Genomic DNA, 21,350 nt, shown 5'->3' with positions numbered 1-21,350 from the left:
GGTCATGTCAACCGACTCCCTCCGCCGCCGCGTCGGCATCCTGGTCTTCGACGGTGTGAAGATGTTCGACTTCGTGGGCCCGGCGGAGGTCTTCGTGGAGGCGAATCAGGCCGCTCCCGGCTACGACGTGGTCTTGCTCTCGGCCGACGGGGCGAATGTGCAGACCTCGATCGGGGCCCGGATCGAGGTGAGCGGTGCGGCCGGCGAGTCGGGCCGATTCGACACCGTCGTCATCCCGGGCAGCGAGCTGCCACCGGCCAAATTCATGACACCCGAGGTGCTCGCGGCGGCGCGGCACCTGTCGTGGAATACGCGCCGGCTCGCCTCGATATGCAGCGGCGCCTTCGTACTCGCCGAACTCGGGCTGCTCGACGGCCGGCGTGCCACCACACACTGGAAGTTCGCGGCCGACCTCGGGCGGCGCTATCCCGAGGTGACGGTGGACGCGGACGCGATCTTCGTCCGCGACGGCAACCTCTACAGCTCGGCGGGCGTCGCGGCCGGTGTGGATCTGGCACTCGCGCTGGTGGAGGAGGATTACGGCGCCGACGTGGCACGGCGGGTCGCACAGCTGATGGTGGTGTACATGCAGCGCGGCGGCGGCCAGTCGCAGTTCTCGGCGTCGCTGACCGGGCCGGTGCCGCGCAGCCCGCTGGTCCGCAAGGCCGTCGACCTGATCTGTGCCGATCCGGCCTTCCCGCACACGGTGCAGACCTTGGCCGCGCACGCCCAGGTCAGCGTGCGGCATCTGACTCGCTTGTTCCGCACCGAGTTGGAGCATTCGCCCGCGGAGTACGTGGCGTTCATCCGATTCGGCGTCGCCCGCGACATGCTGCACGCCGGGCGCAGCGTGACCGAGGCCGCGATGATCGCCGGTTACGGTAACAGCGAGGCGTTGCGGCGGGCGTTCGTGGCCCGGCTCGGCATCTCGCCCCGCAAGTACCAGCAGCGGTTCCGGTCGACCGGGTCGGCGTCCGGGGGCGGTGCGCCCGTCGTGGCCGCGGTGTCCTGAACGGGGGTTTTCACGTCCCGTGGGGAGGGGCGCGCGGCCGGTGCTCCGGGCCAGACTCGACGTCGACCCGACGACCGAAAAGGAACGACGATGACAGGTAACCCCTTGGGAATCTCGCTGGAGCAGGCGGCGCAGGAGTTCGTCGACGCGACCTCGCAGCCCCCGTTCCTCTATCAGCTGCCGCCGGAAGAGGGGCGTAAGGCCGTGGACTCGGTGCAGGACTCGCCCATATTCAAGCCCGAGATCGACGAGGAGTGGATCACCGTCGAGGGCGGTCCCACCGGCTCGGTGCGGGTCCGGATCGTGCGGCCCCAGGGCGCCACCGAAACGCTGCCCGTGATTCTCTACACCCACGGTGCCGGTTGGGTTTTCGGCGACGCGCACACCCACGACCGGCTGGTGCGGGACCTCGCGGTCGGCGTGCACGCGGCCGTCGTGTTCCCCGAGTACGACCGCTCGCCGGACGTCCGCTATCCGGTGGCCAACGAGCAGTCCTACCGCGTCGCCCAGTGGGTCACCACGCACGGCGCCGACAAGCGGCTCGACCCGGCCCGGCTCGCGGTCGCGGGCGACTCGGTCGGTGGCAATATGGCCATCGCGCTGACCCTCATGGCCAAGGAGCGCGGTGACGTCTCGTTCCGCCAGCAGGTGCTGTTCTATCCGGTCACCGACGCCGGGTTCGACACCGAGTCCTACCACCGGTTCGCGACCGGGTACTTCCTGACTCGCGAAGGCATGCAATGGTTCTGGGACCAGTACACCACCAGCGCGGCGGACCGCGCGCAGATCACCGCGTCGCCGTTGCGCGCCACCACCGAGCAGCTGGCCGGGCTGCCGCCCGCGGTGGTGATCACCGCCGAGGCCGATGTGCTGCGCGACGAGGGTGAGGCGTTCGCGGGCAAACTCCGCGCCGCGGGCGTCCCCGTGACGCAGACCCGCTACGGCGGCATCATCCACGACTTCGTCATGGTCAACTCGATGCACGACACCCAGGCCGCCAAAGCCGCTGTGGCGCAAGCCGTCGCGGCCCTGCGCGCCGCGCTGTACGCGGAGTAGTCCGTGGCGGGCCGGGTCAGCCGGCGGTGAAATCGTCGATGAGCCGGGCCAATTCGATCGGGCGGTCGCCCTGCACCGAATGCCCGGCTCCCTCGACCACCGCGACCCGCGCGGCCGGTTGCCGGCGGAGCAGTTCCGCCACGTCGGCGTCGTCCACGACCGGCGAGCGCTCACCGCGCACCAGCAGCAGCGGCGCGCGTACGGCCGAGACGTCGTCCCACAGTGCCGTGAGGTCGAACGAGCCGTCCGCCGTGGGGCGGAGCCGGTCGTATCGCCAGACCCAGCGGCCGTCCTCGCGCTGCCGCGCGTTGTGCAGGATGCCACGGCGCAGCGACGAGACGGAGCGTCCCGGATTGTGCTCGACGGTGCGCTCGAGAATTTCCTCGAACGACACGAAATCCGCTGGGCCCTGGACGAATGCGACCACGGCCGCCGTCTTGCCCGGATGGTCGCCCGCACCCGGCGTGGCGTCCACGACGACCAGCCGCCGCACCAGGTCCGGATGGCGGGCGGCCAGCCGCAACGCGGTCAGCCCGCCCAGTGACATGCCGACCACCGCCGCGGCCCGGGGCGCTGCGGCCGCTACAGCGGTCGCGACCGCCTCCGCCAGCAGCTGCGGGGTGTAGAGATGGTCGCTTCACCAATCGGAGTGGCCGTGGCCCGGCAGATCCAGCGCGAGTAGCGGACGGCGCAGCGCCAGTGCCACCGTGTCCCAGGTGTGCGCGTTCTGCGCGCCGCCGTGCAGCAGCACCAGCTCCGGCTCGCCGTCCCCCCACCGCAGGCCACTGATCCGGCGTCCGGAGCCGATATCGATCGCGACCCGTCGCACTCGCGGGGGTCCGGTCCAGGGGAGTCCCGCCTCGGCCGCGTTCTCGGCGAACAACCCGAACTCGTCGTAGTCCGACATACGGGGAGTATGCGTGAGTGCGGCCGCTCGCGCAGGGGAAGATCATCCCTCCCGTGCGCGAGCGTGACCGCCACTCAGCGGACACGGTCGTAGACCACGGCGATCTCGCCGAGGTCGCCGGTCTCCTGTTGTGCCAGTGCCCATTTCGTGCCAGGCAGGCCGTCGTCGAACAGCCGCGCTCCGCCGCCCGCGATCTCCGGGGTGACGATGAGGTAGAGGCGGTCGATCAGATCGGCCGCGAGCAGCGGCTTGATGATGCTGGCACTGGTATTGACCAGGATGTCGCCCGAGCCGCTGGCCTTCAGCTCGGTAATGACCTCGGCGGCCGGCGCGTTCACGATCCGGGTGCGCTCCCATGGCGCCTCGGTCAAGGTGGTGGACAGGACCACCTTCTCCGTGTCGACCAGCCACTTCGCGTACCCGCGGTCTCGCGGATCGGCATTGTCGTCGGCGGCGACCGTGGGCCAGAAACCCAGGAACCCTTCGGCATTCAGCCGGCCGAGGACCGCGGTGGTCGCGTTCTCCCAGATGCGGGTGAGATGGTTGCGGGCCACCTCGGTGACCGCGTAGGGCACGATCGCGCCCATGTCGCCGGGCCCGCCGGGGCCGCTGTAGCGGCCGTCCAGGGTCAGGGCGATATTGGCGGTCACCTTGCGGTCGGTCGAGTTGCTCATGACTGTGCTTCCTTCGGTGTGTCGGTTGTCTTGCTTCGGGGGGTGCCGACTGCGTCGGCGAGCTTGTCGAGGACTTGACCCCAACCGGTTTCGATACCGGCGATGAAGGGGACGGCCTCGACGGCCGTATCGGTGATTCGCAGGTCCAGCCGCAGCCGGGTGCCTTCGGGGACATCGGTGAAGGCCAGGTCGTAATGGCCGGTGAACGAGACCGCGCCGCTCGGGTCCAGGACCGCGAGATCGAACGCGAGGTGGTCAGGCGGCGTCGCGTCGCGGACCTGTCCCTCCGAGCGGTAACGTCCCTCGGCGTCGCGATAGTCGAGAACCACGCGACCGCCCGGCTCCGGGTCGATCTCGCAGTCGACGATGGTCATCGACGGGGGAGCCCACCAGGACGCGAGCAGGTCGGGCTCCGCCCAGTGCCGCCAGAGGACCTTGCGCGGCGCGGGGAAGACGCGGTCGAAGGCGAACGTGCGCTCGTCGGCCCAGCGATCCTGTTGCGCGCGAGCGGTTTCCGCTTCGATGGCGGCGTGGTAGCGGGCCAGGACATCGCGCTCACCGGCATTCGCCTCGACGGTGTCGATCAGCTCCCGCAGCCGCTCCTCGAAGGAACGCAGCGGCGCCGCCTCCGCCGCCCAGATGCGGCGCTGGCCCAGGGGGGTGACCGAGACCAGGCCCGCGCGACCGAGCGTCTGCAGGTGCTTGGTGGTCTGCGGCTGGCGCAGCCCGGTGAGTTCGGCGAGCTCGCCGACGGACCGGGGTCGCTCGGCGAGGAGCTCGACTATGCGCCACCGGGCGCCGTCTCCGAGTGCTGATGCGATCTGCTCCATGGCAGAAAGTATTCACTATGAAGAATATTCGTGTCAAGGAATATTTTGAACCCCCCTGTCCGTGGCGGCCAAACAAGGCTTCGAGCTGCGGGTTCGGTGAATCGTCGGAGGAATTGTCTAGGCTTGCTGACGGATCAACCGTGGAAAGGAATCCCGTGTCCGAGCCTCCGCTGCCGCCCGCGTCCGCCGAGCTGCCGCACCGGTCCGCACCTGCGGTGATGCCGCCGCGCAACACCCGCGGGACCGGCCCGCGCCGGGACAGCGACCGGGCGGTGGTGTGAGCACGCCCGGTACGGCCATGCGCGCCCTCGTATTGGATCGTCCGGGCCCTCCCGACACGCTGCGTCTCGCCGAAGTGCCTGTGCCCGAGCCGGGTCCGGGTCAGGTGCGGGTCCGGGTGGAGGCGTGCGGCCTCAACCCGGTCGACTACCAGGTCGCCGCCGCCGGCCATCTCGACTGGACGTGGCCGCACGTCCTCGGCCTGGACGTCGCCGGCACCGTCGACGCGGTGGGGGAGGACGTGACGGCCGTCCACCCGGGCCAGCGCGTCGCCTACCACGGCGACCTGCGCCGCCCCGGCGGCCTCGCCGAATACGCCCTGGCCGACGTCCTCACCGTGGCCCTGATCCCCGATTCCGTCGACTCGGCCTCCGCGGCCGCCCTGCCCTGCGCGGGAATGGCCGCCTACCAAGCCGTATTTCGGCGATTACAGGTCGCCGGCGGCGATACGGTGCTCGTCACCGGCGGCGCCGGCGGGGTCGGCGGATTCGCCGTCCAACTCGCCTCGTGGGCCGGAGCCCGCGTCATCACCACCGCCTCCGCCCACAACGCCGATCACGTCCGCTACCTGGGCGCGACCGACGTCATCGACTACCGCACCGAAGACGTGCCCGCTCGGGTCCGCGAACTGACCGACGGGCGCGGCGTGGACCGCGTCGTCGACACCATCAGCCCCGCCTCCGCCACCGCCCACCTCGCCCTGCTGGTCCACGGCGGCGGTCTCGCCGCGGTCGCCGGCCGCCCCGACCTCGCCGCCGTCCCCCCGTTCACCCTCGCCCCGTCCGTCCACGAGATCGCCCTCGGCGCCGCCCACGGCTACGGCGACCACCGCGCCCGCGCCGACCTCGCCATCATGCTCGGCGACCTCCTCGCCCTCGTCGCCGAAGAAGACCTCGACCCCATGGTGACCAAGACCGTCACCCTCGACGAAGTCCCCGCCGCCCTCACCGAACTCGCCACCCGCCACACCCGAGGCAAGCTGGTCCAAACCTTCGACTGACCCCACCACCACGCCGATTTGGTGACACCAGGGGGTCCTGAGGTAATCTCATCGAGCACTCGCGAGAGCGAGCGCAACGGGCTGTGGCGCAGCTTGGTAGCGCACCTGACTGGGGGTCAGGTGGTCGCAGGTTCAAATCCTGTCAGCCCGACAGAAAGAAATCCCCTCCGACCTGCGTCGGAGGGGATTTTTCATTGCCGGACTATCCGGAGCCTTGGGGCCAATCTGGGGCCACTCGGCGTATCCGGCGGGTACTCCGGTCCTTCGGGCCCGTTCGTGAGGAATCGCGACACCCGCTGCCCGTCGCCCTGAAGAGATTTGATGTTGGGATGCAAGTACCGCTGCGTGATTCGCGGATCGGTGTGCCCCGCGATTGCTTGGAGCCGGTGCAGTGGTACTCCGGCGTCGGCGAACCAGGTGAGTCCGGTGTGCCGCAGGTCGTGACGTCGAAGATGCTCGTAGCCGAGCTTCGTTACGACCTCATCCCAATGGGTCGCGTCCCGGAGTACGCCGGTGGCAATCCGACCGCCGCGCGGACCAACGAACAGCCGCGCGTCCAACAGGGCCTCGCGGCGCTCCTCCGCACTCGCGTCCCGCAGCGACGGGTCCGAGGCCACCCGCTCGCGGGCGTAGCTGATCCGCCGGAGGATCAACGGTCGTATCTCCTCGATCAGCGGAACTGACCGTGCCCGTTTGCCTTTCGTCCGCTTGTCCTGCATCCCGCCAGGGCCTGGCGTGGTCTGGCGCCGCAGGGTCCAGATCCACGTATCCGTGTCGATGTCACGAATACGGCAACCCGATACCTCGCCGATCCGGCTGGCGGTGCACGCCGCGAACTCGACCGCATCACCCCAGCCCTGATAAGTGCCGGCCGATGCTGCCACGAGCCCCTTCGACAGCTGCTGTAGCGCGTCCCAGTCCGGCAACGCGAGGGCACGCGGGTCATCGATCTCATCCTCGGTCTTCACGAGCTGCCGTTGCCAGCCGGTGACGTTGACCCGGTTCCGGTCGAGAATTTCGTCTCGTACCGCCTGGTCGAGGACCCGTGCCAACGCTGCGAGCGTGTTCTTGATGGTCGATTCGCTGCACCCGGCCTTGATCCATTTCGTGACGGCCCGGTCCACAACACCTGTCGTCACCATCGTGAGCGGCAAGTGACCCAGGGACTTCACCACCCGCAACCGCCAGCCGGGTCCGTACACATCCAGCGTCTTCGGCTCAGTCCCACTCATCGCGATGTCCCAGTGGGCATTTCCGTATTCGGCCAGCGTGGCACCGGCCGTCTTCGGATGGACTCCGCGGGCGGCGGCCTGCTCGATATGTTCGATCCAAGCCCGCGCTTCGCCCTCGGTCGCGAATGACTCCGATTTCGAATCACGCCGCTTGGTAGCCGGATCGGTCCACCGCACCCGCGCTCGGCACCGACCCGCCTTACCGCGAAGCTCGACGTAGCCGGTGACCGATACGCCGAGCGGAACCGCGTCCACCCGGCCGTCCATCACGCAACCCTCGGGTCGACGCGCTTGCTGTCCAGGTACTCCAGGACGTCAGCACCGCTGTAGCGAGTAGTCCGATCGGAAAGCGTCACGAACGGCGGCCCCTGCGGCGGGCTAGCCGTACGCCAGCGCCGAAGACTCGATGGGTCGACCTTCAGCACGACCGCGATCTCCTCCGTCGTGTACCAGTCGGTGGCAAGCAACCGAGTACGGTCGGTGTCCATCGTGAAAGTCCTATCCGTGGGTTCGGGGTGTCGCGTGGTGGCGGTGCGCAGTGCGCAACTTGCCGAGTGGTGCGCACCGGGTGTCGGGTCGTGCGCACGGAGTGTCGGGTTGTGCGCATCGGGTGTCGGGTAGTGCGCACCGGCCGTCGCGTCTGGTGCGTAGGTGTCGTTCCCGGTGCGTTCGGTTTCGGGTTGGTGTCGCATGATGTGTCACCGTCCGAATCGGGTTGTCGCGTCGATGAGCGTTCCGGTCTGCCCGAGGTCGGGGTGCCGGGTGAGGTCGGCGAAGCGGAGGGCGTTAAACCGCAGGTCGGGCATGTCCGACAGGGTGTGTCGCGCGGTGGTGCGCACGGTGTCGGGTGGTGTCTGGCCGTCGCAGACGTAGAGCAGTTCTGCGCACCGGTCGATGCGGGCGTGGTGCGCAGCGGTGCGCAAGCGGCGTGCGAGTTGGTGTGTGGTCAGGTGCCGACTGGTGTCGACCTTGACCGCGACGCACCGGTCATCGCGCAGCAGGCACCCGTCGTAGGGGTAGAAGCGCGGTCCCGGTGCGTTGTGGTGTCGCAGCATCCGTTCGGAGTCCCAGTCCTGTCGCCCGCACGCACCGAGCGCGACACGGGTCCGCGCGACCATGCGACAGTGGTGCGCCCACATCGGCGAGGGCCGCCAGTCACTCGGCCGCCAGCCCAGCGCCCACGTCGCGGCGGCGCGGGTCGGCACCACCCATTTCGGTCCGGCGAGGACCTCAACAAGCGGGTGGACCTTGCCCGCCGAACGCAGGCGCCGGGCGATCCGGTACGCCTCCTTGAGGCCGATGCCGAGGAACTCGGCCAGGACGTCGAGTTGCATGCCGCGCATTTCGGCGAGCGCGATGAGCGCGTGGAGTTCGCGGTCGGTGAGTCGGGTCATGATGCCTCCCCGGTGAGGTGAATGTGGTTGCGGCGGCGGCGTTTCGCGGCTTTGGCCGCGTTGCGGTCGGCGAGGAACTGGGTCCATTCGTCATCGAAGTCACCGATGGCGATGCGGGGCAGCAGCCGCGCCAATTCGGCCGGCAGTCGCTCCACGGCCGCGTTCACGCCGTCGAGGACTTGCGCCGACCGGCACAGGTAGACCAGCCCGACCATCGTTTCCGGCTCGTCCGGGCGCGCAGCAGCCCGGATAGCGCCCTGCAACGCGACATCCATTGCCGTGCTGGACTTGCGGGACAGTTCGACCTCGACGGCCCACCAGCCGTGTACGCCGTCGACGTCACCGAGGAACCGGCCGTCATGGATGTGCGGGACCTCTGTGCGGCCCCGCCCGCCGCGCGAGGCGGCCGCCGCCGCGCCCGCGCGGTGCCACAGCACCCGTTCGGAGATCCAGCGCTCCAGGTCGGTGCCGACGAGCATGATCCGCGCCTGCGCGACCGCGCGATGGTGCGCGGCCTTGTCCGGCGACGGCCGCCACTCCCGCACCGGAAACCCCAGATGCCGCGACGCGGTCACCCTGGTCGGGATCACCCACTTGTCCCCTGCCACAACCTTTTCCAGGTCCCGGACCACCTTGTCCTTGCGCAGCTGGCGGACCAGCAGGTAGGTGCGTTTACGGTCAGTTCCGAGGAACCAGCCGAGGACGTCGAGCTGCATGCCGCCCATCTGCGCCAGCGCGGTCACCGCGGTCGACTTCCGCTCGGTCGACACCGGGGCCGCGCTGCCGCGCAACCGCTGCACGCTGCTACGCGGCAGACCCACACGGCGGCCGATCTCGGCATCCGAATGACCAGCCCCGCGCAGCACGGCGACGTGCCCGAGGACGGTTTCGACCTGCCGGGCGGTGACGCCCAGCGTGGAGGCGATGGCGCGGTAGCCCTTACCGTCCTCCCACAACCCAGCGATGATGCGGTCGCGGTCGGCGGCGGTGCGGCCGCTGACGGTCCCGCCTCGTCCTTTGTGGTCATCGGTCATCGGCTGCGCCTCCGATCGGTGAGTTTCGTGACGTTCGGCGCGGAACCGCGCTCGTTGCCACGGTCCGAGTGGTCGAGAATCCGGGCCGACAGCCGAAGTCCGGGATGCGGGTAATCGGCCTCGGTCGCGAGACGCCACGACGGCGATTCCGGTGCGGGACTGTGGATCTCGCGTTCCTTGACCGGTGCGTTCTGGTCGACCCAGGACATCAACGCCCGCATCCGCGCCTTCGCATCCCGTGCGGAAGTTTCGTAACCGCCGCCCGCCGGGGAGGCCGTGGTGTTACGAAACTCGCCCGCCGATCCGCGCTCGGTGTCCAGGGCATTGCGGATCGCTGCCCGGTCGGACAGCCGTCCCGCGCCGGTAGCCCAGTCCTGCACGACCCTGGGGTCTACCTGGGCGCGCTGCGCGAGTTCCTCCACCGACAATCCCGCGCGGTCGAGCTGTTCCCGCACATACGGCGACGCCTCCGGAGTCGACGACTCCGCACGCCGGTAGTCGATAGCGCGGCGCAGTTCCTCCGACGCGGTGACTCGCGCGTTCGGCCACAGCTCGACCTCCCGCACCCCCACCGCGGCCGCGACCGCGAACTGATGGCGCGGGTAGGGCACCCGGCCGGTGGAGATCCACCGCTGCACGGTCTTCGGATCGACCTCGAGCCTCGCCGCGAGCTGCTCAGGTGTCATACGCGCATCAAACAACGCACGCCGCAACCGCTCGTTCCCCTGACGCTCCGGTGTTTGGGTCATCGCGACCGCCCCCGATCCGCAGCGTTGTTACGAGGCTGGGCAGCGTTCCACTCGCGGTACCAGGCCGCATGCTGCTCGATCAGCTCATCGGTGTCGCGGCTCATCGCGAGATACACCGCATCGGCATTACGGCGGGCCCGGACGCGTTCGCCCCGGTCCGGATGCGCCGCCGCAAACACCCGTTCGGCGGCATCGGCCACCGCCCGCACCCGCGCCGCGCGTTCCCGCTCACGACTCGCATCGACCTGCCGGACACCGGCAACCAATCCGGCAGCTGCCGACCCGACGTGCCGCGCCGTACGACCGGCATCACGAGCGATCTCATCGACCTCGGACGACCGCGGCGCATCCGCTGCGTTGTCATCCAGGCCGGACCATCGATTTACACTGGACATGCTTCAGGGACCTTCCTATGGATCTGAAGTGCGGAAATGCTGAAGCGGGCTGCAACCCGCTTTGGTGCTGGGCTCCCCGGTAGCTGGACACTGCCGGGGAGCTTTTTCAGTACAACCCGCATGCTAGCAGGCGAACGTCATGCGAGCTAGTACACGGCTCAAACGCTATGGAAACGCCAGGTGGTAGACTGGATTCGCCAACTAGCTCGCTACCGCGAGGGAGGATGTTGCGAATGTCGCCGAGCCTGGACCGGCCCGCGCCGCCATATGTACAGATCGCCGAGCACTTTCGAACCAAGATCAAGAACGGCGAGCTTCCCGAAGGAGCCAAACTGCCGTCGGTTGCGGAGGTCTCGCAAGGATGGCAGGTAGCGTCCGCAACGGCCGCAAAAGCGTTGAACGTCCTGCGCGCAGACGGATACGTGCGAAGCACCAACCAGGGAACGTTCGTTTCCATCGCGCACAAACAGACCACGGGCCCTGACCGACTGGCCATGTTCCGGGCCACCGGCAACGGGTACCGGTCGGGTGAGTCGGTCGAAGTGACAAGCGCGGAGGTCGTGACCGCGCCTGCCGACGTCGCTGAAGCCCTCGGAGTGCCGGAGGGATCGCCGGTTGTCCGTCGCCGACGTGTCTACCGCGACGATCTGGGAGTCGTCACAGTGTCGACGTCCTGGTTGCCGGGCGAGTTGGGTGACGCCGCGCCAGAACTCCTATCGACCGAGCCGCTCCCCAAGATGACGTTCGGGTTGATTGAGGATCGAACTGGCCGCCGCGCCGTTAGCCGTCGCGATGTCATCTCGATTCGGCCGGCGCCCTCCGATGTCGCTGAGATCCTCGGAGTTGATCCCGAATCGGAGCGCTTGACCATGACGAATCTCTACTGGGACCAGAACGGAGACCCGACAGAGTTCGCTGTCGACTACCTGGGGCCGGGCCGCGAACTGAGCGCTGAGCAGCGATTCGACTGACACCGCTCACCACAAGCCGCATTGCGGATGGTGGGAGAGGCCCAGGTGGAGCGATCCTCCATCTGGGCCTCTCTTTCTGGCCGGGAACTACCCGGGAATTGCTCGGGAATTGCTCGGGAACTGCTCGGGACAGAAATTCGCGTGTTTGGTCCGGGCACTTGCACGCTCCCATGCCCTCTGATCTGCGCCTTCGGCGCAGGGCTCTTCTCACCACTGGCCGAGACTCCCCCTCTCTAAAGAGACAGAGAGGGGGAGTCTCGGCCAGTGGTGAGAAGAGCCAGTGTTGGTTGAGAGGGGCTGGGGAGAGTGTCAGAAGGGATAACCACAAGAAGGGGGTTTGGGTGCCGTGCGTTGCGTTGAGTGCGTGGTCGCGTTGGGATTGTCCGCCTGCCTTCGGCGGCGTGTTCGCGCGTCAGGACGCGCTCAGTGCGGTGGTTCGGTTCCGCGTAAGCGATGGGTTTGCGGTGGTTGCGTCAGTTGCGAGGTATTCCCGCTTTTCGGACGCATCCCGGAAGTAACGACCACAACGAGGGGGTAAGCCGTCAGGGGAGATGTCGGTACGGCATCATTGTCCAGTGTGGAACTGGTGGCTTGAACAAGGCTGGCAGGCGCGAGGGACTGTCGTGGCGCTTGCCGGAGTATGTGTAACGCTCGGCCTTGGAATCTATAACGCATACATGGCGCACAAAGATCGTGCATGGAGCCGCAAAGCCGAGTTGCGATCTGACCAGAAGGCGCTCCGTGAGCGGCTTCGCGGCGAGCTAGAGAGGATCGATGCGGCAGTTGCGGGGATCCCTGAACTCAAGATGGGACTGAAGGGTCTTCCGAAGATTCCGGAGCCACCGGCCGACTGCTACACCTGGGAGCAAAGCTTATTGACCGTTGATCAGCGGATAGCAGATCAACGGTTCGCTGGTGAGCTTCAACCAAACGCAGCAATCGTTGGTGCCTTCCTCCGAACGTGGAGAGAAGCTGCGCAGCTGCAAAGCGAGCATTTGGCCAACCTAGCCCGCTCGACCACGACTGACAGTGAGTTGATGACACTCCGACCAGCGGTCGAAAAGAAATTCTTACTACGAGACGAACGCGCTCAGGCCGAAAAGGCCATACGCGACGCGATTGCGTCGATCGATGCAGTCCACTAGCACGCTGTGGGAGCCGGTATTGATGCCTATGCATCAACAAGGCATCACTGGGGCCAATTTGGGGCCACACGTCATGCGTCGGGGTGCACAACCAGCACATACGGCGTGCAGGGGAACTACGAATAACGCGCTTGACGTGCGCAGACATCACCATGATGAGTCTGGGGGTCAGGTGGTCGCAGGTTCAAATCCTGTCAGCCCGACAGAAAAGGCCCCTTCCGGCCGAGGTCGGAAGGGGCCTTTGCCGATTGTGAGTGCCGCTCGATTCGAGCGTGTCTCACAAAAATCTCACACTTTCGGCGGCCGGTCGCCACGTGCCCAGCGTTCGAGGACGTCGCGGTTGTCCGGTACGACCTCAGGTGCGTCGATGTAATGGATCCGGGCGATGTCCTTGGTGTTGCCGAGTTGTCGGCCGGCGCGACCGGCGTCCTCGTGCGCGTGGTCGATCGCCGTTCCGGCGCCCCGGCGGAACGTGCGTGGCGTCACCCAGGCGAAGTTGTTGCCGCGGGCCGCACGTCAGATCCTGCCGAAGTTGTTGGGATTGCGTGGGTTCCGGTGCGCGAGGGGAACAGCGTCGTCGGCTACCGGTGGGCAGTAGCACCGAATAGTGAGGGTGCAAACGGTCCTTCGGGGCGGGGGCTGGGCAGGTTGGAGACGTCTCTCGGCATGCGTTCCGGAAGACGAAGCCGCGCAGTGCAAGGAAGCGCAGACCGCCAACCACCGCCATGACACCGACGACCGCCGCCGCCTGCGTGATCTCGCCGATGCCGGGCGCCCAGAACTCGAGACCGGCCAGTGCCGCCGTGCTGATCAGCAGGCCGAGCAGCGCCAACCCGCCGCCTTCCCACTGTGCGGTGAACCAGCCGACCCGCCCCGCCGCACGGAAGGTGAGCTGCCGGTGCAATTCGTTCGCGATCATCGTGCTCACTATCGATCCGATGATATTGGCGACCAGTGGACCACTCTGCGTCATGGCAACGAACAGCAGGACATAGGCGATGTTGCTGAAGCCGCCGACCAGGGCGAAACGGGTCAACTGGGCCAAAGTGTGTGCACTGCCCAGGTACCGTCGCACGCGGTCGAGCCATTCCGCGCCCGGCATCGGGTGACGGACGGTCCAGAACGTCGGGGCGACGCTGTCGAGAATCGCCATGTCCCCATACGTCTCCCGCGGCCCGGAAGCCGCAATTGCCATGCTGTCCACCCGGATACAGTCGCCAGTCCCGCTGACACCGGCCTGACACAGACCTGATGTACCCACCGGAACGGCGCTCGGCCTGGTCACGCGATCACCCTCCCGGTGCCGACGGGCCAATCATTCCAATTACAAGTAGAAGTATACGTATATGGGATCCGGTGTGTGCCCGGCCGTTGGCTTTCCCGTTGTCGCGGCGAGGTCGCCTGGACCTGGTACGCCCACTCCAGCCGGGACACCCGCGTCGACGACGAGGCAGCGCCAGGGATCACTCCGGGCACCTTGGTGTGGTAGCGCTACACCCGGCGGGTGGCTGCGCGGGGTGACCGCAGGGCGGACAGTCCAGGGGTGGTTCCAGCATCCGGCGAACCGACGGGCAGCTTCGGACTTGCGGGAGAACGGACACCGGCCCGGCAGCAGATGGTTACGGTGACTTCCATACTGTCGCGCCTGTGGCGCACGTCTAGCTGTTCGTCGAATAGGTTGTGCCGCAGGATGTTTCGCCGTGTCGGGCAAGTGCGATCGCCTGGGCCTCGAATAGGTTGCGGCACTGCACTTCCCGGCGTTGCAAATAATATTCACAGGACCTTCGGTGGCGCTCCTGGTACGTTTTGTCCTGTTTTTGCCCTATGTCAGACAACAACTCAGGGGAGCTGTATGCCTGCCATGAGCTTCATCACGCCGCACCGTGCGCTGGTGCTCGGTTACGGATCACTGCTCGCGACCGTGGCGGGCTTCGTCAATGCCGTCGCCATCCTGACCTTGGCGATCCCGGTCGCCAACGTGACCGGCACGACCACCCAGCTGGGGATGGACGCCGCCAGCCCATGGATGTTCGAAACCAGCTTGCTGGTCACGATCATCATGGGATTCCTGCTGGGAGCGGCGGCGGCCGGCGCGGTTCTGGCACCGGCGAGCAGCCATGCCGGGGGCCGGCACAGTGCCGTCATGACCGGCGAGGCGTTGCTGCTCGTGGCGGCCTTCGTCTGGTCGGGGGACCTGCTGTCGGTCTTCCTGGCCGCGCTGGCATGCGGCCTGCAGAACGGGACGACCTCGAGCTTGCGGACGATGCAGATCCGTACCACCCACTTCACCGGTACCGTCACCGACCTCGGCCTGCTCATCGGACGATCCCGCCGCCACAAGTTCGACACCTGGCGGGCGACGGTGCTGTCGGCCACCGTCGTCACATTCATCGCCGGAGGCGTCGCGGGCACCATCGTGGGCAGCCGGGCCGGTGAGGCGGCGCTGCTGCTGCCCGCCGCGGTCTGCGTCATGATCGGAGTTGCCGGACTCGCCTACGACCGCCGAAGACAGCTCCTCGCACCCCCGAGCGAACCCGTAGCGGCGCTACCCGCATACCGCGACGAACCGGAGCTTCGCCGAGCCTCGTAACACCGGCGACGTGCCTGTGTCGGCGGCAGGAGGACGTTCTCGCGTGCCCGTCGATCACCAACGGGCGCAACGCTTTCCCGCCGGGACCCGCGTACGGTCTGCCGATCGTCACGACATGCTCGGTCCCGGCGTGGCGGACTCTCCGCTCGGTCACGACCTCACCGGTATCTCTCTCCAGCCCTGCCAGTGATCGACATGCTGATGGTGGTGACGATCTGCGGCAGCCCGGCGGCGTCGGCTGGTGCTCCGACGCGGGGAACCCGAGTTCTGCCGGGATCGACAGCCGCATCCTGTCGGCACGCAGATAGCCTCGGCCCCGATCCGCGCCAATGTCTCGTACAACGCCGCCACCGTCGGTGGACTGCCTCCCGGTCGCCACGCCACGCCTCGCGCCTGCGAGCCGCGTCCGTGGCTCGCCCGCACCACGCGGATGTGGTACATCCGACACATGCCTTCTCTTACTCCTGAAGCGGCCTGGAAATCTCTGCGTGACGGCAACGACAGGTTCGTCTCCGGCGCCCTGCAGCATCCCGGACAAGGCGCCGCGGATCGTGCGAAACTGGTTGCCGGGCAACAACCCTCGGCGATCCTGTTCGGGTGCGGCGACTCGCGGGTGGCCGCCGAAATCATCTTCGACCAGGGTCTGGGCGACATGTTCGTGGTCCGCACCGCCGGTCATGTGATCGACTCCTCGGTGCTGGGCTCGATCGAATACGGCATCGCGGTGTTGAACGTGCCGCTGATCGTGGTGCTCGGCCACGACAGCTGCGGCGCGGTCCGCGCGACCATCGATGCTCTCGACGGCGGCGCGGTGCCCGGCGGGTTCATTCGCAGCGTCGTGGAACGAGTCACCCCGTCGGTGCTGCTCGGCCGACGCGACGGCCTGACCGGTGTCGACGAGATCGAAGCCCGCCATGTCGTGGAAACCAGCCGCCTGCTCGCCCAGCGCTCCACCATCATCTCCGAGCGAGTCGCCGCCGGAGAATGCGCGATCGCCGGGGTCACCTACAAGCTCGCCGACGGCCGCGCTCAGCTGCGCGGAGTTCTCGGCGACATCGGTGAGAACACCGCACCCATCGCACTCTGACCGACCTCCCCGGACATCACACTCAGGACACGTAGCGGGCGCGGCCGAGTGCCTCGGACGAGGTCGGTGGCAGTACCTGGTGTCCCTGCCACGGCTCACCCCACCCGTCGCGCACACCGACCGGACAACGCGGGGCGGCGACCGACGCGCGGACCGCCGCCAGCGCGCACACGAGCGCCGCGACCTCCTCGGCGTCGGGCCGCCCCCCGAGGATCCGGATCGCCGCCGGTGCCGCCCGTTCGGCCTCGCCCGCACCGTGCCGCACGCCGCCGTAGTCCGCCACCGTCATAACACCGCTCCTCACCGCCGCGCTGCCACCGACCGCAGCACCCGGCCGGCCGCGGGACCCGGCATCCCGCCCGCCACATTACTAGAACTTGTTCCAGTCCAATGGCTGCTCGGCGTGGCTGTCTCTATCAATGGGAGGTCGCTCGGCTCGGCAGTGCCTGCCGCGAAGCTCCTCGTTTCTGCTCGACTCGTCTACTCGTCGCGCGAGCGCTGCCCGACGTCCCCGCAGGTGATGTAGCGCGTGGCTGTCGTTCCGAAACCGTGACCGTTGCGTCTCTCTGATCACGAAAGCCCCTGTGCGCCAATAATTAACGCCCCGGCACGGTCGCTCGGGCATGGCCACACAGAGGGACGACGCTCGCGCCGGGGGACACGAGGGTGGCGGCGGTAGGTCACGCGTGGCGTGCGCGGCGACTGCTTCTTGGATGCGTTGACCACCAACAGATCTCCGCGCCGCAATCCCCGCAGCAGCCGAGGTCCGTCGATGCCGAGATAGGCGATCGCCGCGGCGCGGGGACCCGCGGTGGTCAGTGTGGCGCTGATGCGTTTCCACGGCGTCGATCCGACGAACTCGGTACCCACGGACCGATCATGGCACCGCACCGCACCGGGCAGGGCTCACACCATTCGCTTCGCATGATGGCTGCCCGCACACGGTGCCGGGCCCACGTGGCCGCCGTGGTCGTCGACCGTCGGCCGAAGATCTGCGCCCAGGGCGGCCCTGTTTGCTCGGGCGCGCTGTCACGAAACGACGTTCGAACCTCGGTAGCATCGGACCGGCGCTGGTATCAGCCGATCGGCGTGGGAGTTGTCATGGCGGCTCCGCGGTGTCGGAGTCGGCTGGGAGGGACCAGGACTCGAGATGCGTGTACGTGGTGGCGGTACGACGCCGGAGCGCGACCGACCGCGGCGTGTCGAGGCGTTGCCGCACCCGGGGCTGCGGGGGTTGCTGGTGCGGCGCTATCACGGCTACCCGTGTACCGGCTCTCCGCACGAGCGGGGAAGTATGCCCGCCGGTACCGCGGTGCGGCTGGTGGTGAAGCTGGCCGATTCCCCGCATCGGCCGCCCGAGTTCGTCCTCGGTCCCCGCGACCGGTGTTTCCCGGTCGAAGGGCCTTGCGCGCCTTCGTATCTCGCGTTCTCGCTGCATCCCCTCGCCGCATGCGCCGTGCTGGATACTCCTGGAATCTACTTGCGGGATTGCCTGCTCGATCTGTCCGACCTCACCGGCCGTCGGTTCCGCGACACCGTCGACCGGATCCGGGAAAGCCGGTGCTGGCAGGATAGATTCGGGCTGCTGGACACCTTTCTGCTCGAGCGAGCCGACGAGGGTCGGCGGCCGCCTCGGGAGGTTGAGCGGGCCTGGTCGCTGCTGACTGTAAGCGGTGGGGCGATGACGATCGGCCCTATCGCCGACGAGGTGGGATGGAGCCACAAACACCTGATCGCGAGATTCACCCATCACGTCGGGCTGACACCGAAAACGGCGGCCCGGCTGATTCGGTTCGACCGATTGCGGCAGCGCCTGCTGAGGTCCCCGCGACCACGGCTGGCCGACCTCGCCGCCACCTACGGATACGCCGACCAACCGCATCTCACCCGGGAGTTCCGCGAATTCGCCGGTGAAACGCCGCTGCAGTACCACCGCCGCGAGATCGCCGCCGATCGGTCGTGAGCCGACGCGACTGCGGTCCCACCCTCAGACGGTGATCTCGCCGAACCGGATCACCCGTGCGGTGGCGGTGGCCGTGGCGAGAACCGCGCCGCCGGAGTCGGCGAGGGACGCCTCCAGTTGGGCGATGTCGCCCTCGCGGTGGACCACGCGCCCGCGGCCGGCGATCCGTCCCGGGCGCACCGGCCGCAGGAAACGCACATTCAAATCGAGCGTCGACTGGAATTCTTCCGGGCCCAGCGTAGCCAGCAGAACGGGACCGACAGTGTCGTAGAGCATCGCCGCCAGAAACGCGCCGAGCACCTGCCCCATCGGATTGGTGAAGGCCTCGGTCGCGGAGAAGGCGAGCTCGATCGTGCCCTCCTCGGGATCGATATCGACGAACTCCAACCCGAGGGTGCGCGCCGCCGGAGGCATCGGCGCCTCACCGCGGACGCCTGCCCAGAACTCACCCGGTCGGCCTCGACCGACCATCAGCACTCGTTCATTCGTCATACACCAGACCGTAGGAAGGCACCGCGACCGACGTCTTGAACAATTTTCACCCGGATCGACGATCCGGCGGCAAGCCCGAAGTCCTCGGTGACCGGAAGGCCGCAGCGGTTGTTAAGGGCTCGGCAAGGCGCCGGGGTGACAGTCGACTGAGCCCGGAACTTGCCGGGTTTGCCGATACCGGAAGGAGCACCGTCTTGGGTCCACGATGTGCGCGGCTCGTGGTCGCCGCGATCGCCATTGTGTTCGTCTCGGCCGGTTGCGCGGTGAGTGACGACGCCTCTGCCCGGCAGGACACGACCGCGGGAGCGTCGACATCGATCGCGCCGATACCACCACCTGATCCGACAGACTATCCCGCGCGTGCCGTCGCGATGCCGACCGGCCAGCAGATCGCCGACCTACCGGCCGAGGCCCGGGCACAGGTGCTGTGCGCCGCCGCGACCTCGCAGCAATGGCAGGCGATCCTGGGTGAACCGCCGATCCTGCGTCGACTCGAGGACGGCTCCTGCGGCGTGTACACGACCGGACTGCGGGCACGGCTGGCGATGACCGAGGCCGCGATCGGCAACCCACGATCGCCGATCGCGGGCAGGCCGGCCACGGGTGAGGTCAAGACCGCCACCCGAGATCTGGTCGCGGGCACGGAGTTGACGGTCCTGCTCGTCGACGATCTGCCCACCGGCCTGAACTTCAAGCCTCGGCTCTATCTCACGATGTCCCCGGCTTCGGGAAACCACCGGGTCGACAGTACCGAATCGCTCGCCGTCCGAGCCGCCGAATCCGTTGTCCCCCGCCTCATCTCGCCGGGACCGCGGCTTCCCGGATACCAGGTGTTCGTCCCGACGCCGACGACGCCCGGCGTCGGCATCTTCGATCTCGCCGTGCAGGTTCGGACCAATCGGCTGTGCACTGTGGCACTCGACGTCCTCGGCCCACTGCCACCGCACGCCACCATCGCACCGAACGACGACTACTGCATCGTCGGATACACCGGCGGATCTCCCGACGAACACTCCGGACGATACGACCCCTGGTGGTCCTACACGATCATGTTCGACCCCCAAACAGCCTTCACCGGAGTGCAATCCGTGTCCCCGGGGCAGCTCCTGCCCCTCGACGAGGGCGCCTACGCGGCCCGGCTCACCGCAGCGCCGGGACAACCACCACTGCGCATCAGCACCAGCGGAGCCAACACCCCGCTACCCGTTCCCGCCCGCGAGTTCGCCCAACGAGTCGTGACCACACTGCTGCAGCCCTGAGGCCCCGGCGGATCAACGACCGCCCTGGTGATGCTGTGACGTTGGTCTATCACCCCTCGAACCCGCTCAGCTATGGTCATCGCCCGCGACCGTGGACCGACAAGACTCACCGTGGCCTCGAAACCCGATGTGGCCCAGCTGCTATCCACGGCCGGACCGGCGATTTACTGATACGAGGGATTATCTGGTGACGATTGATGGGCCTGGGGTATCTGCGATCGTTGATCTATCAGACGGAACCGGTGCCGGTGGGCCGAAGGTGTGCCTGGCGCATGGCATCCATCTCGCCCGACATGATTGGTTCGGCCGCCCTCTCAGGGAATCCGCGACGTCCGCTCGAGGTCGTCCGGGACTCGGCCGGCGCGCCTGCCGAGGTTTCGTTTCGATACAAGACAAGCAGGTCAGCCGCGTGATTGCCTGTCGGACATGAGAAAACTGATCGAATTCGACCACGTCTCTATCGATGGGCGATTCTCCGGTGACGACTGGTGGGCCGCGCAGATGAACGTCGCCCCCAACGACAACCATTTCGCGTATCAGCTCGGGCTGCTGGAGTCGGCGGTCGGGCTGGTGCTCGGACGGCTGACCTACGAATCCTTCGCCGAGACCTGGCCGACGATGACCGGCGACCTCGCCGACAAGGTGAATTCGCTGCCGAAGTACGTCGCCTCCACCACGCTGACCGAGACCACCTGGAACGCCGAGGTACTTACCGGCGACGCGGTGGAGGCCGTGGCGAAGCTCAAGGAGTCCGGCGAAGGCACCCTGGTGAAGTACGGCAACGGCCCGTTCAGTCGCGCGCTCGCCGAGGCGGGGTTGCTCGATGAGTTGCATGTGGGTGTCTCTCCGTTCGTCGCCGGGTCCGGTGAATCGCTGCTGTCGGGCATCGGCACCACCGCCATGGACCTGGCCCGGGTGACCGAACTCGGCAACGGCGTGGTGGTACTGGCCTACACACCGAACCGATAACCGAATAGGGCGGAAGGGTGCGCAGCGGCCGGGACTCCGCTTGTGGGTTCGCAGCGTTCGGGTTCACAGGTCGGCTGGTCGGTACCGCGACCAGACGACACCGGATCGGTACGGCGTCGCGGCGATCAGCTCGAGACGGATGGGGCCGACGCCGCGGAGGAGCTGTGGCCCGGTAGGCCAGATGTGCGGGTTGACCCAGAACCAGAATTCGTCGACCAGGTTGTGCTGAGCGAGGGTGTGCGCCAGCTCGTTGACGATGACTTTTCCCATGCGCCGGTCCTTCTCGACGATTCGGTGGGTATGCCGGCCCGA

The 21,350-nt window shown here is 67.7% G+C and carries 23 protein-coding genes, 1 tRNA gene and 2 pseudogenes; 13 read left to right on the top strand and 13 right to left on the bottom strand.

Annotated elements, in window-relative coordinates; all coding sequences use genetic code 11:
- Positions 1 to 4 precede the first annotated feature (4 nt).
- Both NWFMUON74_RS21970 and NWFMUON74_RS21965 read left to right on the top strand, forming a co-directional pair.
- Positions 5 to 1,012, top strand: coding sequence for a GlxA family transcriptional regulator (locus NWFMUON74_RS21970; protein ID WP_187683716.1), 1,008 nt, complete (start codon positions 5 to 7; stop codon positions 1,010 to 1,012).
- A gap of 90 nt (positions 1,013 to 1,102) precedes the next feature.
- Positions 1,103 to 2,068 (top strand): alpha/beta hydrolase, encoded by a 966-nt coding sequence (locus NWFMUON74_RS21965; protein ID WP_187683715.1) that lies wholly within the window; start codon positions 1,103 to 1,105, stop codon positions 2,066 to 2,068.
- A 16-nt stretch (positions 2,069 to 2,084) separates the two neighbouring features.
- Here NWFMUON74_RS21965 and NWFMUON74_RS21960 read toward each other — a convergent pair.
- The 3 genes and pseudogenes from NWFMUON74_RS21960 to NWFMUON74_RS21950 all read right to left on the bottom strand — a co-directional run bounded on the left by NWFMUON74_RS21960 (position 2,085) and on the right by NWFMUON74_RS21950 (position 4,479).
- Positions 2,085 to 2,975, bottom strand: a pseudogene (locus NWFMUON74_RS21960) (alpha/beta fold hydrolase).
- A gap of 74 nt (positions 2,976 to 3,049) precedes the next feature.
- Positions 3,050 to 3,649, bottom strand: coding sequence for a dihydrofolate reductase family protein (locus NWFMUON74_RS21955; protein ID WP_187683714.1), 600 nt, complete (start codon positions 3,647 to 3,649; stop codon positions 3,050 to 3,052).
- Positions 3,646 to 4,479: a metalloregulator ArsR/SmtB family transcription factor gene (locus tag NWFMUON74_RS21950; protein WP_187683713.1), complete on the bottom strand. Its 834-nt coding sequence runs from the start codon at positions 4,477 to 4,479 to the stop codon at positions 3,646 to 3,648. The genes NWFMUON74_RS21955 and NWFMUON74_RS21950 overlap by 4 nt, the downstream gene beginning before the upstream one ends.
- A gap of 155 nt (positions 4,480 to 4,634) precedes the next feature.
- On the opposite strand from NWFMUON74_RS21950, the gene NWFMUON74_RS36620 reads away from it, so the two are divergent.
- The 3 genes from NWFMUON74_RS36620 (at position 4,635) to NWFMUON74_RS21940 (ending at position 5,909) form a co-directional block, all read left to right on the top strand.
- Positions 4,635 to 4,760, top strand: coding sequence for a hypothetical protein (locus NWFMUON74_RS36620; RefSeq protein WP_269475288.1), 126 nt, complete (start codon positions 4,635 to 4,637; stop codon positions 4,758 to 4,760).
- The gene (locus NWFMUON74_RS21945) at positions 4,757 to 5,758 is read left to right on the top strand and encodes a zinc-binding dehydrogenase (RefSeq protein WP_197986893.1); all 1,002 of its coding nucleotides are present in this window, start codon (positions 4,757 to 4,759) and stop codon (positions 5,756 to 5,758) included. The genes NWFMUON74_RS36620 and NWFMUON74_RS21945 overlap by 4 nt, the downstream gene beginning before the upstream one ends.
- Positions 5,759 to 5,835: 77 nt before the next feature.
- Positions 5,836 to 5,909: transfer RNA gene (locus tag NWFMUON74_RS21940), tRNA-Pro, on the top strand.
- 40 nt (positions 5,910 to 5,949) lie between these two features.
- Here the strand turns inward: NWFMUON74_RS21940 and NWFMUON74_RS21935 are convergent.
- From NWFMUON74_RS21935 to NWFMUON74_RS21915, 5 genes are all read right to left on the bottom strand, one after another.
- The gene (locus NWFMUON74_RS21935) at positions 5,950 to 6,933 is read right to left on the bottom strand and encodes a tyrosine-type recombinase/integrase (RefSeq protein WP_232110507.1); all 984 of its coding nucleotides are present in this window, start codon (positions 6,931 to 6,933) and stop codon (positions 5,950 to 5,952) included.
- Between the two features lie 323 nt (positions 6,934 to 7,256).
- Positions 7,257 to 7,478: a helix-turn-helix transcriptional regulator gene (locus NWFMUON74_RS21930; RefSeq protein WP_187683711.1), complete on the bottom strand. Its 222-nt coding sequence runs from the start codon at positions 7,476 to 7,478 to the stop codon at positions 7,257 to 7,259.
- A gap of 210 nt (positions 7,479 to 7,688) precedes the next feature.
- Complete coding sequence (locus tag NWFMUON74_RS21925; RefSeq protein ID WP_187683710.1) at positions 7,689 to 8,384, bottom strand: hypothetical protein; 696 nt, start codon at positions 8,382 to 8,384, stop codon at positions 7,689 to 7,691.
- Entirely contained in the window at positions 8,381 to 9,418 is a 1,038-nt protein-coding gene (locus NWFMUON74_RS21920) for a helix-turn-helix domain-containing protein (protein ID WP_187683709.1), read from the bottom strand. Before NWFMUON74_RS21920 ends, NWFMUON74_RS21925 begins: the two co-directional genes overlap by 4 nt.
- Positions 9,415 to 10,104, bottom strand: coding sequence for a hypothetical protein (locus NWFMUON74_RS21915; protein ID WP_187683708.1), 690 nt, complete (start codon positions 10,102 to 10,104; stop codon positions 9,415 to 9,417). The genes NWFMUON74_RS21920 and NWFMUON74_RS21915 overlap by 4 nt, the downstream gene beginning before the upstream one ends.
- A gap of 131 nt (positions 10,105 to 10,235) precedes the next feature.
- Here NWFMUON74_RS21915 and NWFMUON74_RS21910 point away from each other — a divergent pair, with 131 nt between their 5' ends.
- From NWFMUON74_RS21910 to NWFMUON74_RS21900, 3 genes are all read left to right on the top strand, one after another.
- The gene (locus tag NWFMUON74_RS21910; RefSeq protein WP_187683707.1) at positions 10,236 to 10,589 is read left to right on the top strand and encodes a hypothetical protein; all 354 of its coding nucleotides are present in this window, start codon (positions 10,236 to 10,238) and stop codon (positions 10,587 to 10,589) included.
- Between the two features lie 206 nt (positions 10,590 to 10,795).
- Positions 10,796 to 11,533 (top strand): GntR family transcriptional regulator, encoded by a 738-nt coding sequence (locus tag NWFMUON74_RS21905; protein ID WP_187683706.1) that lies wholly within the window; start codon positions 10,796 to 10,798, stop codon positions 11,531 to 11,533.
- A gap of 677 nt (positions 11,534 to 12,210) precedes the next feature.
- Positions 12,211 to 12,678 carry a hypothetical protein gene (locus NWFMUON74_RS21900; protein ID WP_187683705.1) on the top strand — a complete coding sequence of 156 codons (468 nt, stop codon included), beginning with the start codon at positions 12,211 to 12,213 and terminating at the stop codon, positions 12,676 to 12,678.
- Between the two features lie 355 nt (positions 12,679 to 13,033).
- Here the strand turns inward: NWFMUON74_RS21900 and NWFMUON74_RS36955 are convergent, their stop codons facing one another.
- Complete coding sequence (locus NWFMUON74_RS36955; RefSeq protein ID WP_187683704.1) at positions 13,034 to 13,831, bottom strand: GtrA family protein; 798 nt, start codon at positions 13,829 to 13,831, stop codon at positions 13,034 to 13,036.
- A gap of 699 nt (positions 13,832 to 14,530) precedes the next feature.
- Here NWFMUON74_RS36955 and NWFMUON74_RS21890 point away from each other — a divergent pair.
- Positions 14,531 to 15,268: a YoaK family protein gene (locus NWFMUON74_RS21890; RefSeq protein ID WP_187683703.1), complete on the top strand. Its 738-nt coding sequence runs from the start codon at positions 14,531 to 14,533 to the stop codon at positions 15,266 to 15,268.
- A gap of 448 nt (positions 15,269 to 15,716) precedes the next feature.
- Entirely contained in the window at positions 15,717 to 16,355 is a 639-nt protein-coding gene (locus NWFMUON74_RS21885; protein ID WP_187683702.1) for a carbonic anhydrase, read from the top strand.
- Between the two features lie 22 nt (positions 16,356 to 16,377).
- Here NWFMUON74_RS21885 and NWFMUON74_RS21880 read toward each other — a convergent pair whose 3' ends face one another.
- Both NWFMUON74_RS21880 and NWFMUON74_RS36950 read right to left on the bottom strand, forming a co-directional pair.
- A complete protein-coding gene (locus tag NWFMUON74_RS21880) occupies positions 16,378 to 16,644 on the bottom strand; it encodes an acyl-CoA carboxylase epsilon subunit (protein WP_187683701.1) in 267 nt (88 codons plus the stop codon).
- A gap of 396 nt (positions 16,645 to 17,040) precedes the next feature.
- Positions 17,041 to 17,225, bottom strand: a pseudogene (locus NWFMUON74_RS36950) (hypothetical protein); the annotation flags it as partial.
- Positions 17,226 to 17,505: 280 nt separating this feature from the next.
- Here NWFMUON74_RS36950 and NWFMUON74_RS21870 point away from each other — a divergent pair.
- The gene (locus NWFMUON74_RS21870; protein ID WP_187683699.1) at positions 17,506 to 18,318 is read left to right on the top strand and encodes an AraC family transcriptional regulator; all 813 of its coding nucleotides are present in this window, start codon (positions 17,506 to 17,508) and stop codon (positions 18,316 to 18,318) included.
- Between the two features lie 24 nt (positions 18,319 to 18,342).
- Here NWFMUON74_RS21870 and NWFMUON74_RS21865 read toward each other — a convergent pair whose 3' ends face one another.
- Entirely contained in the window at positions 18,343 to 18,810 is a 468-nt protein-coding gene (locus NWFMUON74_RS21865; RefSeq protein WP_232110506.1) for a PaaI family thioesterase, read from the bottom strand.
- A gap of 194 nt (positions 18,811 to 19,004) precedes the next feature.
- Here NWFMUON74_RS21865 and NWFMUON74_RS21860 point away from each other — a divergent pair, with 194 nt between their 5' ends.
- Complete coding sequence (locus NWFMUON74_RS21860) at positions 19,005 to 20,069, top strand: hypothetical protein (protein ID WP_187683698.1); 1,065 nt, start codon at positions 19,005 to 19,007, stop codon at positions 20,067 to 20,069.
- Between the two features lie 426 nt (positions 20,070 to 20,495).
- A complete protein-coding gene (locus NWFMUON74_RS21855; RefSeq protein WP_187683697.1) occupies positions 20,496 to 21,038 on the top strand; it encodes a dihydrofolate reductase family protein in 543 nt (180 codons plus the stop codon).
- Positions 21,039 to 21,101: 63 nt separating this feature from the next.
- Here the strand turns inward: NWFMUON74_RS21855 and NWFMUON74_RS21850 are convergent, their stop codons facing one another.
- Complete coding sequence (locus NWFMUON74_RS21850) at positions 21,102 to 21,308, bottom strand: hypothetical protein (RefSeq protein ID WP_187683696.1); 207 nt, start codon at positions 21,306 to 21,308, stop codon at positions 21,102 to 21,104.
- Positions 21,309 to 21,350: the final 42 nt, after the last annotated feature.

This window comes from Nocardia wallacei, from assembly GCF_014466955.1.
GTDB classification, from domain to species: Bacteria; Actinomycetota; Actinomycetes; order Mycobacteriales; family Mycobacteriaceae; genus Nocardia; species Nocardia wallacei.
This window is presented reverse-complemented; position numbering and strand designations above follow the sequence as displayed.

What these genes read in the sequence shown, in the direction of transcription:
- NWFMUON74_RS21970 (WP_187683716.1), top strand. Translation starts at nt 5, where the DNA reads ATGTCAACCGACTCCCTCCGCCGCCGCGTCGGCATCCTGGTCTTCGAC.
- NWFMUON74_RS21965 (WP_187683715.1), top strand. Translation starts at nt 1,103, where the DNA reads ATGACAGGTAACCCCTTGGGAATCTCGCTGGAGCAGGCGGCGCAGGAG.
- NWFMUON74_RS21955 (WP_187683714.1), bottom strand. Translation starts at nt 3,649, where the DNA reads ATGAGCAACTCGACCGACCGCAAGGTGACCGCCAATATCGCCCTGACC.
- NWFMUON74_RS21950 (WP_187683713.1), bottom strand. Translation starts at nt 4,479, where the DNA reads ATGGAGCAGATCGCATCAGCACTCGGAGACGGCGCCCGGTGGCGCATA.
- NWFMUON74_RS21930 (WP_187683711.1), bottom strand. Translation starts at nt 7,478, where the DNA reads ATGGACACCGACCGTACTCGGTTGCTTGCCACCGACTGGTACACGACG.
- NWFMUON74_RS21925 (WP_187683710.1), bottom strand. Translation starts at nt 8,384, where the DNA reads ATGACCCGACTCACCGACCGCGAACTCCACGCGCTCATCGCGCTCGCC.
- NWFMUON74_RS21920 (WP_187683709.1), bottom strand. Translation starts at nt 9,418, where the DNA reads ATGACCGATGACCACAAAGGACGAGGCGGGACCGTCAGCGGCCGCACC.
- NWFMUON74_RS21915 (WP_187683708.1), bottom strand. Translation starts at nt 10,104, where the DNA reads ATGACACCTGAGCAGCTCGCGGCGAGGCTCGAGGTCGATCCGAAGACC.
- NWFMUON74_RS21910 (WP_187683707.1), top strand. Translation starts at nt 10,236, where the DNA reads ATGCTGCTCGATCAGCTCATCGGTGTCGCGGCTCATCGCGAGATACAC.
- NWFMUON74_RS21905 (WP_187683706.1), top strand. Translation starts at nt 10,796, where the DNA reads ATGTCGCCGAGCCTGGACCGGCCCGCGCCGCCATATGTACAGATCGCC.
- NWFMUON74_RS21900 (WP_187683705.1), top strand. Translation starts at nt 12,211, where the DNA reads ATGGCGCACAAAGATCGTGCATGGAGCCGCAAAGCCGAGTTGCGATCT.
- NWFMUON74_RS36955 (WP_187683704.1), bottom strand. Translation starts at nt 13,831, where the DNA reads ATGGCGATTCTCGACAGCGTCGCCCCGACGTTCTGGACCGTCCGTCAC.
- NWFMUON74_RS21890 (WP_187683703.1), top strand. Translation starts at nt 14,531, where the DNA reads ATGCCTGCCATGAGCTTCATCACGCCGCACCGTGCGCTGGTGCTCGGT.
- NWFMUON74_RS21885 (WP_187683702.1), top strand. Translation starts at nt 15,717, where the DNA reads ATGCCTTCTCTTACTCCTGAAGCGGCCTGGAAATCTCTGCGTGACGGC.
- NWFMUON74_RS21880 (WP_187683701.1), bottom strand. Translation starts at nt 16,644, where the DNA reads ATGACGGTGGCGGACTACGGCGGCGTGCGGCACGGTGCGGGCGAGGCC.
- NWFMUON74_RS21870 (WP_187683699.1), top strand. Translation starts at nt 17,506, where the DNA reads ATGCGTGTACGTGGTGGCGGTACGACGCCGGAGCGCGACCGACCGCGG.
- NWFMUON74_RS21865 (WP_232110506.1), bottom strand. Translation starts at nt 18,810, where the DNA reads ATGACGAATGAACGAGTGCTGATGGTCGGTCGAGGCCGACCGGGTGAG.
- NWFMUON74_RS21855 (WP_187683697.1), top strand. Translation starts at nt 20,496, where the DNA reads ATGAGAAAACTGATCGAATTCGACCACGTCTCTATCGATGGGCGATTC.
- NWFMUON74_RS21850 (WP_187683696.1), bottom strand. Translation starts at nt 21,308, where the DNA reads ATGGGAAAAGTCATCGTCAACGAGCTGGCGCACACCCTCGCTCAGCAC.